Consider the following 11,556-nt stretch of genomic DNA (forward strand, 5'->3'; position numbering starts at 1 on the left):
TTCAGCGGAACCAGTGCCGCCGGACGAAATAGAGCGTGATGACGACCGCGATCACCGTGCACAACGCCATCACCCCGTCGAACGCCCAAGGCTCGTCGGCATAGGGGATGCCCTTCACGTTCATGCCGAGCAGCCCGGTGATGAAGGTGAGCGGCAGGAACACCATCGCCACGATCGAGATGACGAGCGTGCGGCGATCGATCTGCTCGGCGCGCAGGTCGGTCAGCGCCTCGTGAGTCAGCGAGGATCGCTCGCGGATCGCCTCCAGCTCCTCGGCCATGCGCGCGGCGCGGTCGGCGGCGGCGGCGAGATGCAGCCGGTCGTCGTCCTGCAGCCATTCGCCCGGCAGGCTCGCCAGCTTCTCCAGCGCGGCGCGCTGTGGGCTGAGGAAGCGGCGATAGCCGATCGCGGCGACGCGCACGCGGGTGACGGTGCGGCGCAGTTCGAAGACCTTGTCGGCATCGAGCGCCTGTTCGCAATCGTCGAGCTGGTCGCCCAGCGCCGCCACCTCGGGATCGAGATCCTCGGTGATCGCGGTGGCGAAGGCGGCGATCAGATCGCCCGGATCGCGGATCTCGGCGGCCTCCACCACCTTTTCGACCGCGCCCACCGCCACGACGCGCTTGCGCGTGACCGAGAAGACGCGCCCCTTCACCGCCCAGATCCGCACCGAGGCGAGCAGGTCCGAACTGTCGAGCTGCTCGTCGCTGCGTCCGCGCAGGTTGAGATAGGCGCCGTCGCCGAACGCCTCGCAGCGCGGCCGTGTCTCGGTGGCGGTGAGCGCATCGACGACGTAATCGGACAGCTTCGCCTCGTCGCGCAGCCAGGTCTGCGCGGCTTCGGCGTTGGTCGACAGATGCACCCAGACGAGATCGGCGGTGCAGCCCAGCGCCTCCTTCACGTCCACGCGCACCGCCTCGCCGCCCGTGATCCGGAATCCGAAACCGCTCACCGCATCATCTCCACATCGACGGACAGGCCGGGTTCCACATCCGACGGCGGCGCGGCGCAAGCGATTCGCGCGGCATCGGCGCGCGCGCGGTTCAGGATCGCGGGCGGCACGTCGGGGCGGTGATACACGCGGTCGGCGCTGGCCAGCGCGCGCGCCTCGCGCAGCGTCAGTTCGTCGGGATCGGTGGAGCCCAGGCGAATGCACACCCGCTCGCCCGTAGCCCGGTCGCGCGCATCATCGCTGCCCAGCCAGCCATCCACGTCCGGATTCAGGCCGAGCGGATCGAGATCGCCGCCCGCCGCCATGGCGCGGGCGAGCGCCCGGCGGCGTTCGCCCGGATCCGGGAACGCGCTGCGCAGCCGTGCCCGTGCCGCGAACAGCGAATCCGCCAGCGCGCCCAGCGAGGCGGGCAGCAGCGCCTCCAGCCGCTGGCGCAGCGCGGCCGCCAGCCCGGCCGACACGCCACCGGTGCCGATCGCGACCAGCACCGGCGCCCGGTCGACGATCGCGGGCAGCGTGAAATCGCACAGATCGGGCCGGTCGACCGCGTTGACCAGCACGCCGCGCGCCTTCAACCGCGCGACCGCCGCCGTCGCCTCGTCCTCATCTTCGATCGCCACGATCGCGAGCGCCGCCACGCCTGCCTCGCCGACGATCGCCGCGCCCGCGCGTTCGAGCAGCCGCCGCTTGGCGTCGGCCCCCTCGCCCGCGCCGAGCAGGATCACCGGCCGGCCTGCCAGCCTGACGAACAGCGGCAGGCTGTGGAGCGTCACCGCTTCAGCCACTCCGGCACGCGTTCGGCGGCGATCAGCGTCTCGGCGCTCACCCGATCCGCCACGACCGCGAACCGGTCGCCGTCCACCAGCACCTCGGGCACCAGCGCGCGGCTGTTGTACGTGCTCGCCATCGTCGCGCCGTAAGCGCCGGCGGTGCGGAAGACGGCCAGATCGCCGCTCGCGACCGCATCGATCGTGCGGCCCATGGCGAATGTGTCGCCGCTCTCGCACACCGGCCCGGCGATGTTCGCCGTCATCCGCGCGCCCGAGGGCTTCACCGCGACGAAATCGTGGAACGCGTCGTACAGCGCCGGGCGCGCGAGATCGTTCATCGCGGCATCGACGATGACATAGGGGTGGGTCACGCCCGGCTTGACCCAGATGACGCTGGTGAGCAGCACCCCGGCATTGCCCGCGATCACCCGGCCCGGCTCGAACATCAGCGTCACGTCCCAGCCGGCGGTGGCGCGGGCGACCATGGCGCCATAATCCGCCGGGCTCGGCAACACGTCGTCGGGGCGATAGGGCACGCCCAGGCCGCCGCCCAGATCGACATGCGTGATCGCGTGCCCCGCGCCGCGCAGTTCGCCGACCAGTTCGCCGACGCGCGCATAGGCGGCCTCCAGCGGCGCCAGATCGGCGAGCTGGCTGCCGATATGGATCGCGACGCCGCGCAGGTCCAATCCCTCGAGCCCGGCCAGCCGATCGAACATGCCCGGCGCCTGGTCGATCGGCACGCCGAACTTGTTCTCCTTGCGCCCGGTGGAGATCTTGGCGTGGGTGCCGGCATCGACGTCGGGATTGACGCGCAGCACCGCCGGCGCGACGATTCCGCGCTCGGCGGCCAGGGCGGCAAGCACGACGCCCTCTTCCTCCAGCTCCAGGTTGAACTGGCCGATCCCCGCATCGAGCGCACGGCCCAGCTCGTCGCGCGTCTTGCCCACGCCCGAGAACACGATGTGCGCGGCCGGGATCCCCGCCGCCAGCGCCCGCGCCATCTCGCCGGCCGAGACGACGTCGGCGCCATAACCCTCGTCGGCAAGCAGGCGGAGCACCGCGATATTGGGATTGGCCTTGATCGCATAGGCGATGTGGACGCGCGGCCCGGCCGCGGCGAGCGCCTCGCGGAACACGCGCGCGTGACGGCGGAACGTCGCCGCGGAATAGACATAGACGGGCGTGCCGACTTCTTCGGCGATCGCGGTCAGCGGCACGTTCTCGGCATGGAGGATGCCGCCCTGTTCGTGGAAATGGTCCATCGGACCCTCGTCAGTTTGGCGGCGGCAAATCGAACTCGTCGCTGCGGCGGGCCTGGGATTGGGTGAGCAGCTCGTCGCTGCGCTGCGGGCGTTGCTGCGTCGTGGGGGTGAGCAGCTGTTTGGGCGTGGGCGTCGTGCGCGCGCCGTAAGGCGCGACCGGCAGCGCCTGCCCCGCCGGCGGTTTGAGCGCCGCCGCCGAGCCGCATCCGGTCAGCGCCAGCGCGCCCCCTATCGTGATCGCCAGGATCGGCCAGCGCCGCATCGTCATTCCCCCCGTGCCGCGCGGATCGCCGCGCGGACATTGTCGGGCGCGGTGCCCCCGAAGCTCGTCCGGCTGGCGACCGATGCGTCCACCGACAGCACGCCATAGACGCGTTCGTCGATCCGCGCATCGATCGCCTTCAGGTCGGCGATCGGCAGCGCGTCGAGCGCGACGCCGCGCCCCTCGGCCAGCTTCACCGCGCGGCCGGTGACGTGATGCGCCTCGCGGAACGGCAACCCGCCCTCGCGCACCAGCCAGTCGGCCAGATCGGTCGCGGTAGCGAAACCCGCCTCGGCGGTGCGGCGCATCCGGTCGGTGCGGAAGGTCGCGCTCTCCACCATGCCGGTCATCGCCGCGATCGACAGCGCGAGCAGGTCGTGCGCCTCGAACACCGGCGGCTTGTCGTCCTGCATGTCCTTGGAATAGGCGAGCGGCAGGCCCTTCATCGTCACCATCAGCGCGGTCATGCAGCCCATGATCCGGCCGCTATGCCCGCGCACCAGCTCGGCGGCGTCGGGGTTGCGCTTCTGCGGCATGATCGAGCTGCCCGTCGACCATTGGTCGCTGAGTGCCACGAAGCCGAAGGGCTGCGACGCCCAGAGCACGAACTCCTCCGCCAGCCGCGACAGGTGCAGCGCGGTCTGCGTCGCGCAGGTGAGATATTCTATCGCGAAATCGCGGTCCGACACGCCGTCGAGCGAATTGGTCATCGGCCCGTCGAAGCCGAGCGCCCTGGCCGTCATCGCGCGGTCGATCGGAAAGCCCGTGCCCGCCAGCGCCGCGGAACCGAGCGGCGAGCGGTTCATCCGCGCGCGCGCATCGGCGAAGCGCCCGGCATCGCGCGCGATCATCGCATGATAGGCCATCAGGTGATGGCCGAGCGTGACCGGCTGCGCGGATTGCAGATGCGTGAAGCCCGGCATGACGCTGGCGGCATGCTCGTCCGCGCGCGCCAGCAGCGCCGCCTGGAAGCCGGCGAGCGCGGCGAGCACCTGGTCGATCGCATCGCGCACCCACAGGCGGAAATCGGTCGCGACCTGGTCGTTGCGCGAACGCGCGGTGTGGAGCCGCCCGGCGACGGGGCCGATCAGCCGGGCGAGCTTCGCCTCGGTCTGCATGTGGATGTCTTCGAGCGCGAGATCCTCCGCCACGCCGTTCGCGGCATAATCGGCCGCGACCGAATCGAGCCCGGCGGCGATCGTGGCGGCATCCTCTGCCGAGACGATCCCTTGCGCGCCGAGCATCGCGACATGCGCCTTGCTGCCCGCCACGTCCTGGCGCCACAGCCGCTTGTCGAAGGGGATGGACGCGTTTATCTCGCGCATCACCGCTGCGGGCCCCTCCGCGAAGCGGCCGCCCCACATCGCATTGGAGCCGTCCCCCGTGGAACCGACCATGTCCTCGCGCGCCGCTATCGCCTGTCTCCTGGGCATCGGCCTCATGGCCGCTGGCTGCGATAGGAAATCGCCCGCGCCGGAGCAAGCGACGCCGACGCCCGCCGCCAACATCGTGGCCGCCAGCGACGAGGCCACCGCCCCCGCGGCGCCCGCCGCCCCGGCGCAGAAGCTCGATCGCAGCCACAAGGGCGAGACCCCGCCCGCGCTCGCCTTCACCGATCCCGAGGGCAAGCCCGTCACGCTCGCGGCGTTTCGCGGCAAGCCCGTGCTGCTGAACCTGTGGGCGACGTGGTGCGCGCCCTGCGTCGCGGAGATGCCGACGCTCGATGCTGCCGCCCAGCGGCTGAAGGGGCGCGTCGCGGTGCTGACGGTCAGCCAGGATCTCGACGGCAAGGCCAAGGTGGCGCCGTTCTTCGCCGCGCATGCCTTCAAGGCGCTTACACCCTATCTCGATCCGAAGCTCGGCCTCAGCCTGGCCTATCGCGCCAACCTGCCGACGACGATCCTGATCGATTCGACGGGCCACGAAGTATGGCGGATGACCGGCGGCAACGCCTGGAACACGCCCGAGGCCGCCAAGCTGATCGCGGAGGCGTCGTAACGCGGCGTCGCCGCGGGCGGGTATCGATGCGGGAGTGGGCGCTGGATGCCCCGTGAGGATTCGAACCTCAATAGGCGGTATCAGAAACCGCAGTCTTACCATTAGACGACGGGGCAACGGCAGCGGCGCGGCTCTAGGCGGGGTGTCCGGGGCTGTCAACGGGGTTCGGCGGCTCGCCTTGTCGCAAGGCCTTGCCTGCGCTACATCTGTGGCCAAGCACCGAACGGGCATCGTGCCCGCGCCGGCATAACAGAATAGCGAGCACCGCGGCATGGGGGACGAATCCGCCCGAATGCCGTACCGGCAGGACAGCCCTGCCCGTCCGGTTCCGGCCCGCCCGATGCGCGGGCGATGGTCCGATGCGCAGGCCTTTGCCGCGCTCGACCTGGGCACCAACAATTGCCGACTGCTGATCGCGCGTCCGCAAGGGCCCGGTTTCGCGATCGTTGATGCGTTTTCGCGCATCGTCCGGCTGGGCGAGGGGCTCGCCGCCTCGGGCAAGCTGAGCGATGCGGCGATCGACCGCACGCTCGCGGCGCTGAAGGTGTGCGCCGACAAGCTGAAGCGCCGCAACGTGACGCTCGCACGCTCGGTCGCGACCGAGGCATGCCGCCGCGCGACCAACGGCCCCGCCTTCATCGCCCGCGCGCTGGCCGAGACGGGTATCCACCTGGACGTCATCTCGGCGGAGGAGGAGGCGCGGCTCGCCGTGCTCGGCTGCCACGCGCTGATCGAACCGGGCGAGGATCCGGCGCTCGTCTTCGATATCGGCGGCGGATCGACCGAGCTGGTGCTGATCGACACCTCGGGCCCGATGCCGCGCGTGCTCGACTGGCATTCGGCGCCCTGGGGCGTCGTCTCGCTGACCGAAAGCGCGGGCGGCGGCGAGGGCGAAGCGGGGCGTGCGGACGCCTATGCCCGGATGCGCGCGCTGGTGATGGACAGTTTCGCCGCCTTCGCGCGCCGCCTGCCGCGAAACGTGCGTTCGCCACGGCTGCTCGGCACCAGCGGCACGGTGACGACGCTCGGCAGCGTCCACCTGCATCTGAGCCATTACGACCGGTCCGCGGTGGACGGGCTGATCGTGCCCTCGGCGGCGATGCGCGACATCAGCCGCGACCTTTCGCGCATGTCGATCCAGGAGCGCGCGCGTGTGCCCTGTATCGGGCAGGAGCGCGCAGACCTGGTGGTGGCGGGCTGCGCCATCCTGGAGACGATCATGGACCTATGGCCAGCCGAACGGCTCGGCATCGCCGATCGCGGCATTCGCGAGGGCATCCTGCGCCGGCTCATGGGAACCCCCCGGCCGTGAGCCGCGGCGGTGGCGGCGGCCATACCCGCGTGAAGACCGCGCGCGGGCGCACCGCGGGATCGACGCGCTGGCTCGAACGCCAGTTGAACGACCCCTATGTGAAGCGCGCACGCGCCGAGGGCTATCGCAGCCGCGCCGCGTACAAGCTGATCGAACTGGACGAGCGATTCGCGTTCCTTAAGGGCGCGAAGCGGGTGGTCGACCTGGGGCTGGCGCCGGGCGGCTGGAGCCAGGTGCTGCGCCGCCAGGTGCCCAAGGCGGCGATCGTCGGCATCGACCTGCTGCCGGTCGATCCGATCGAGGGCGTGACGATCTTCCAGATGGACTTCATGGACGATGCCGCCCCCGACCGGCTGATCGAGGCGCTCGGCGGCGCACCCGACCTTGTCCTGTCGGACATGGCGGCCAACACGGTCGGCCATCCGCAGACCGACGCGCTGCGCACGATGGCGCTGGTGGAGGCGGCGCTGGCCTTTGCCTGCGACGTGCTGGCGCCGGGCGGCGCGTTCGTCGCCAAGGTCTTCGCCGGCGGTGCGGACCAGCAGCTCGTCGCCGAGATGAAGCGCAATTTCACGAGCGTAAAGCACGCCAAGCCACCGGCGAGCCGCAAGGGATCGGTGGAATGGTTCGTGGTCGCGCAAGGCCGGAAGTAGGCGCCTGCCGATGCGCACAGCGCAATTTCCGGCCCGGCCAGCGGGCAAAGCCCGTCTGACGATGCGGCTTCGCCGCGGCGGGGCCAATGGAGGGGGAGTGGTATAAAAGCGCGCTTGTAGGTAGCATCCCGCTACAAGCGTTCGCGCCGCGGCGAAGCCGCGGCGTCGGTCGAGGGGCACGCAGGCCCCTCGCCGGCCGGCATTCGGTTCGGCCTGAGCCGAACGGTCGCTAGCAAATGCTAGCGACCTACCTCACGCTTCGTAATCGCCGCCCAGATTCTGGTTCCGCGGCGGGGCGGCGGCGGTGAGGCGAAGCGCCTCGGCCGAGGCGGCCAGGCTGCCGATCGCATCGGCCTCGTCGTCATCGTCCTGCTGCACGCGCTGCAGGCCCGAGATGACCGATTCCTGAAGATGCGCCGGGCGCACCGTCTGCTCCGCGATCTCGCGCAACGCGACGACGGGATTCTTGTCACGATCGCGATCGATCGTCAGGTCCGCACCGCCCGAGATCTGGCGGGCGCGCTGCGCGGCCATCAGCACGAGGTCGAAGCGGTTGGGGATCTTGTCGACGCAATCTTCGACGGTGACGCGCGCCATGGTAACGCTTCCTTCGCAAACGACGATGGGTGGAAGCCGGTTTCGCTAGCGGCCGCGCGCCCGCAAGTCAAGGATTTCGCCTTGCCGTGCCGGGCGGCCGCGGTCCATCACGGCGCGATGAGCGAACCGAGCTTCACCGTCGACGGCAACCGGCTGACCCTCCTGACCGAGGGCGCCACGCGCTGGGCGGCGTTGATCACCACGGTCGAGGGCGCGCGGACGAGCCTGCGCGCGCTCTATTACATCTATGCCGACGATGCGGCCGGCCGCGCCTTTGGCGACGCGTTGATCGCCGCCGCCGGGCGCGGGGTGCAAGTCACGCTGATCGTCGACGGCTTCGGCAGCGAGGAGGCGGAGCGCCACGTCGCCTTCGCGCGCCTGCGAGAGGCGGGCATCACGGTGTGCGTCTTCTCGCCCCGGCTCGGCCGGCGCTATCTGTTGCGCAACCACCAGAAATTGTTGCTGGCCGATGGCGAAACCGGGCGCGCGCGGATCATGATCGGCGGCTTCAACATCGAGGAGGATTATTTCGGCAAGCCCGAGGATGCCGCCTGGCGCGATCTGGGGCTGGTGGTGGAAGGCGCCGCGGCGGGGCGGATGTCGCCCTATTTCGATGCGCTGCACGAATGGGTGATGCGCCCCAAGGGCAAGCTGCGCCACCTCAATCACGCGCTGACCCGGTATAGCGAGACGGACGGGCCGTTGCGCTGGCTGATCGGCGGCCCGACGCGGCGGCTGTCGCCCTGGGCGCGGACGGTGCGGACGGATATGCGCCGGGCGAGCCGGATCGACGTGATCGCCGGCTATTTCACCCCAAGCCCGACGATGCTGCGGCGGCTCGACCGGGCCGGCCGGCGCGACGCGGGCGTGCGGATCGTCACCGCGGCGAAATCGGACAACAACGCCACCATCGCAGCGGCGCGCTTCACCTATGCCGGGCTGTTGCGCAAGGGCGTGCGGATCTTCGAATATGCCGCCACCAAGCTCCACACCAAATTATACGTGATCGATTCGGCGGTGCATGTCGGATCCGCCAATTTCGACATGCGCAGCCTGTTCATCAACCTCGAACTCATGCTGCGGATCGAGGATGCGGCGTTCGCCGATCATGTCCGCGCCTATGTCGAGGGCGAGATCGCCGATTCGGGCGAGGTGACCGCCGCGCTCTACAAGGCGCGAACGGGGTGGTGGCAGCGCCTGCGCCAGTTCGGCGCCTATCTGCTGATCGCGGTGCTCGATCCCGGCGTATCGCGCGGGCTGAATTTCGGTATCGACGAATAAGCCGCGCGCGCGCTCAGTCCTTCCAGGCCCAATAGAGCTGGGCGGGGGGCACGTTCCACCATTCCATGTCGTGATCGATCGTCTGCCAATGCGGGGTGAGGAAATCCTTCACCTTGGGGCTGAACTGATAGACGAGGAACGCGCCGCCGGGGCGAAGCGTGGCATGCGTCGCCGCCGCGATCGCCGGACCGACGCCGGGCGGCAGCGTGGAGAAGGGCAGACCCGACAGGATGTAATCGGCATGCGCGAAGCCGTGATCGCCGACGATCTGCGCGACGTCCGCCGCCGAACCGCCCACCGCGGCGAAGCGCGGATCGGTTATGGTGTGGCGCAGATAGCGGATGAAATCGGGATTGGTGTCGATCGCGATCAGCTTGGCATCGGGCGCCATCCGGTCGAGGATCGGGCGGCAGAAGGTGCCCACGCCAGGGCCATATTCGACGAACAGCTTGCAATTGGCCCAGTCCACCCGATCGAGCATCTTGCGGATCAGCTTGTCCGACGACGGCACGATCGATCCGACCATGACGGGATGTTTCAGGAAACCGGAAAAGAACATCTGCCAGGGCGAGGGGACGCCGGCGGCGCGGCTTCGGGCGCGGCGGGCGGCGGTGGTCGAACTGGGCATCGGCTTCCTTACCTGATCCGCAAGCGCGGGCAACAGGTCCTCCCGTCGCACGTTTGCCGAACGATGTTCAAGGCCGTGGGTTGCACGCGCGGCCCGATCGTGACGCTTTGTTTCAGGAAGGAAGCATCCTACGCGGGGCGGATGATGGCGGATCGCACAGGGCAGACGGCGGTGATCTTCGTGTCGCAGCGCTCCGACTCGGATGCCGAAGGCTATGCGGCGGCGGCAGCGGCGATGGAGGCGCTCGCGCGCGTGCAGCCGGGTTATCGCGGGATCGACAGCGTTCGCGATGCCGCGGGGCTGGGCATCACCGTCAGCTATTGGACGGACGAGGCCGCTGCGGCCGCCTGGCGCGCGCACCCGGCGCATGCCGCGATTCGCGCGCGTGGGCGTACGGTCTGGTATGATCGCTACAGCGTCGCGGTCGCCACCGTCGCGCGCAGCTATGCGGGGCCCGGCGAATGACGCGGGCGCCGCGCTTCGACCGCAATTTCGCGCTGATGTTCCTCGTGATGCTGACGATCGCGGGCGGCAACACCGCTTTGCAATCGATCCTGCCCGCGCTCAGCCGCTCGCTGGGCGTGGCCGACCGCGAGACGGCCGCGGCCTTTTCCGTCTCGGCGCTGTTGTGGGTGATCGCCGCGCCGTTCTGGGCGAACCGGCTCGATCGGTTCGGGCGGCGCGCGATGATCCTGCTGGGTCTCGGCGGGTTTTCGCTGTCGCTCACGCTGTGCGGCCTGTTCCTGGCGGCCGGCATCAACCACTGGATCGCGGGCCCCACCGCCTTTGCCTGCTTCATCGGCGGTCGCCTCGTCTATGGCCTGTTCGGATCGGCGGCGCCGCCCGCTGTGCAGGCGCTGGTGGCGGGCGAGACGACGCGTGACGAGCGGACGCGGGCGCTCACCCTGCTCGCCTCCGCCTTCGGGCTCGGCACCATCCTCGGCCCCGCGGTCGCGCCCTATCTGATCCTCGGCACGATCGGCGGCGTCGAGATCGGGCTGGCGGGCCCCGCCTTTCTCGCCGCGCTGTTCGGGATCGCCGTGTGGCTGACGGTGCGGCTCAGCCTGCGTGCCGATCGGCCGGGCGAAGGCGGCAGCCGCGGCGCCAGCAGCGCCTATCCCTCGATCGGCGGCGCCCCCACCGGCGCGAGCGTCGCCGCGGCGACCGAGCCGCATGCCGAGCCGGTCGGCTATACCGATCCCCGCATCCGCGCCTGGATGATCGCCGGGCTGGTGGCGGGCCATGCGCAGACGATGACGAGCCAGGCGATCGGCTTTCTGGTGATCGACCGGCTTCACCTCGCGCCGATCGCCGCGCTGGAGCCGACCGGGATCGTGCTGATGATGGGGGCGGGCGCCGCGCTGCTCGTGCAATGGGGGATCATCCCCACGCTCGACCTGTCGCCGCGCCGGCTGATCCTGGTGGGCGCCGCGATCGCCGCGGTCGGCTGCGCGCTGACGGGGCTGGCCACCTCGCTCTACGGCATCGCCACCGCCTATGCGCTGGCCAGCCTCGGCTTCGGCTTCACCCGCCCGGGCTTCACCGCCGGCGCATCGCTCGCGGTGGGAAGCGCGGGCCAGGGTTCGGTCGCGGGGCGCGTAACGAGCGTCAACGGCGCCAGCTTCGTCCTCGGCCCCTCGATCGGCGTGGCGCTGTACGAGGCGCAGCATGCGCTGCCCTACCTCACCGCCGGTGCCGCGCTGGTGATGCTGTGCGGCTACGGGATGGCGGCTTTGAAGCGGTGATGCGGAGTGGCGGCGGATCGCTACCGGCCGTACCCGCATAAAACGCCGCACATCGTCGGATGGATGTCGTCCGATCCGACGCATCGGAAAAGA

General features: G+C 70.2%; 13 protein-coding genes and 1 tRNA gene. 6 read left to right on the forward strand and 8 right to left on the reverse strand.

From position 1 onward, the window contains the following. Window position 1: 1 nt before the first annotated feature. The 5 genes from L8H00_RS07575 to argH are packed head-to-tail and all read right to left on the reverse strand — an operon-like array spanning window position 2 to window position 4,613. Window positions 2-952, reverse strand: coding sequence for a zinc transporter ZntB (locus L8H00_RS07575; protein WP_242096676.1), 951 nt, complete (start codon window positions 950-952; stop codon window positions 2-4). Then, window positions 949-1,725 (reverse strand): bifunctional precorrin-2 dehydrogenase/sirohydrochlorin ferrochelatase, encoded by a 777-nt coding sequence (locus L8H00_RS07580; RefSeq protein WP_242096711.1) that lies wholly within the window; start codon window positions 1,723-1,725, stop codon window positions 949-951. Before L8H00_RS07580 ends, L8H00_RS07575 begins: the two co-directional genes overlap by 4 nt. After that, window positions 1,722-2,987 (reverse strand): diaminopimelate decarboxylase, encoded by a 1,266-nt coding sequence (gene lysA / locus L8H00_RS07585; RefSeq protein WP_242096677.1) that lies wholly within the window; start codon window positions 2,985-2,987, stop codon window positions 1,722-1,724. Before lysA ends, L8H00_RS07580 begins: the two co-directional genes overlap by 4 nt. A 10-nt stretch (window positions 2,988-2,997) precedes the next feature. Further along, entirely contained in the window at window positions 2,998-3,249 is a 252-nt protein-coding gene (locus L8H00_RS07590) for a hypothetical protein (protein WP_242096712.1), read from the reverse strand. A 2-nt stretch (window positions 3,250-3,251) separates the two neighbouring features. Further along, window positions 3,252-4,613 (reverse strand): argininosuccinate lyase, encoded by a 1,362-nt coding sequence (argH, locus tag L8H00_RS07595; protein ID WP_242096713.1) that lies wholly within the window; start codon window positions 4,611-4,613, stop codon window positions 3,252-3,254. A gap of 31 nt (window positions 4,614-4,644) precedes the next feature. Between argH and L8H00_RS07600 the strand changes: the two genes are divergently transcribed. Continuing rightward, window positions 4,645-5,247, forward strand: a complete 603-nt coding sequence (locus L8H00_RS07600; RefSeq protein ID WP_242096678.1) for a TlpA disulfide reductase family protein — start codon at window positions 4,645-4,647, stop codon at window positions 5,245-5,247. Between the two features lie 42 nt (window positions 5,248-5,289). On the opposite strand, the gene L8H00_RS07605 is transcribed toward L8H00_RS07600, so the two are convergent. After that, window positions 5,290-5,363 (reverse strand) — tRNA-Gln (locus L8H00_RS07605). A 155-nt stretch (window positions 5,364-5,518) separates the two neighbouring features. On the opposite strand from L8H00_RS07605, the gene L8H00_RS07610 reads away from it, so the two are divergent. Further along, entirely contained in the window at window positions 5,519-6,559 is a 1,041-nt protein-coding gene (locus tag L8H00_RS07610) for a Ppx/GppA phosphatase family protein (RefSeq protein ID WP_242096679.1), read from the forward strand. Continuing rightward, window positions 6,556-7,212: an RlmE family RNA methyltransferase gene (locus L8H00_RS07615; RefSeq protein ID WP_242096680.1), complete on the forward strand. Its 657-nt coding sequence runs from the start codon at window positions 6,556-6,558 to the stop codon at window positions 7,210-7,212. Before L8H00_RS07610 ends, L8H00_RS07615 begins: the two co-directional genes overlap by 4 nt. A 252-nt stretch (window positions 7,213-7,464) precedes the next feature. On the opposite strand, the gene rpoZ is transcribed toward L8H00_RS07615, so the two are convergent. Continuing rightward, a complete protein-coding gene (rpoZ, locus tag L8H00_RS07620; RefSeq protein WP_242096681.1) occupies window positions 7,465-7,809 on the reverse strand; it encodes a DNA-directed RNA polymerase subunit omega in 345 nt (114 codons plus the stop codon). 81 nt (window positions 7,810-7,890) lie between these two features. On the opposite strand from rpoZ, the gene L8H00_RS07625 reads away from it, so the two are divergent. Beyond that, a complete protein-coding gene (locus L8H00_RS07625) occupies window positions 7,891-9,090 on the forward strand; it encodes a phosphatidylserine/phosphatidylglycerophosphate/cardiolipin synthase family protein (protein ID WP_347340716.1) in 1,200 nt (399 codons plus the stop codon). A gap of 13 nt (window positions 9,091-9,103) precedes the next feature. Here L8H00_RS07625 and L8H00_RS07630 read toward each other — a convergent pair whose 3' ends face one another. Next, on the reverse strand, window positions 9,104-9,718 hold the full coding sequence (locus L8H00_RS07630; RefSeq protein WP_242096682.1) for a methyltransferase: 615 nt from the start codon (window positions 9,716-9,718) through the stop codon (window positions 9,104-9,106). Window positions 9,719-9,859: 141 nt separating this feature from the next. Between L8H00_RS07630 and L8H00_RS07635 the strand changes: the two genes are divergently transcribed. Both L8H00_RS07635 and L8H00_RS07640 read left to right on the forward strand, forming a co-directional pair. Then, complete coding sequence (locus tag L8H00_RS07635; RefSeq protein ID WP_242096683.1) at window positions 9,860-10,183, forward strand: antibiotic biosynthesis monooxygenase; 324 nt, start codon at window positions 9,860-9,862, stop codon at window positions 10,181-10,183. Next, complete coding sequence (locus tag L8H00_RS07640) at window positions 10,180-11,463, forward strand: MFS transporter (RefSeq protein WP_242096684.1); 1,284 nt, start codon at window positions 10,180-10,182, stop codon at window positions 11,461-11,463. The genes L8H00_RS07635 and L8H00_RS07640 overlap by 4 nt, the downstream gene beginning before the upstream one ends. Window positions 11,464-11,556 lie beyond the last annotated feature (93 nt).

Source organism: Sphingomonas sp. CROZ-RG-20F-R02-07 (assembly GCF_022662335.1).
Taxonomy (GTDB): Bacteria; Pseudomonadota; Alphaproteobacteria; order Sphingomonadales; family Sphingomonadaceae; genus Sphingomonas.

Coding starts and splice junctions, on each gene's coding strand:
- argH (WP_242096713.1), bottom strand. CDS start 4,613: ATGTGGGGCGGCCGCTTCGCGGAGGGGCCCGCAGCGGTGATGCGCGAG.
- L8H00_RS07590 (WP_242096712.1), bottom strand. CDS start 3,249: ATGCGGCGCTGGCCGATCCTGGCGATCACGATAGGGGGCGCGCTGGCG.
- L8H00_RS07640 (WP_242096684.1), top strand. CDS start 10,180: ATGACGCGGGCGCCGCGCTTCGACCGCAATTTCGCGCTGATGTTCCTC.
- L8H00_RS07630 (WP_242096682.1), bottom strand. CDS start 9,718: ATGCCCAGTTCGACCACCGCCGCCCGCCGCGCCCGAAGCCGCGCCGCC.
- L8H00_RS07635 (WP_242096683.1), top strand. CDS start 9,860: ATGATGGCGGATCGCACAGGGCAGACGGCGGTGATCTTCGTGTCGCAG.
- L8H00_RS07600 (WP_242096678.1), top strand. CDS start 4,645: ATGTCCTCGCGCGCCGCTATCGCCTGTCTCCTGGGCATCGGCCTCATG.
- rpoZ (WP_242096681.1), bottom strand. CDS start 7,809: ATGGCGCGCGTCACCGTCGAAGATTGCGTCGACAAGATCCCCAACCGC.
- lysA (WP_242096677.1), bottom strand. CDS start 2,987: ATGGACCATTTCCACGAACAGGGCGGCATCCTCCATGCCGAGAACGTG.
- L8H00_RS07610 (WP_242096679.1), top strand. CDS start 5,519: ATGGGGGACGAATCCGCCCGAATGCCGTACCGGCAGGACAGCCCTGCC.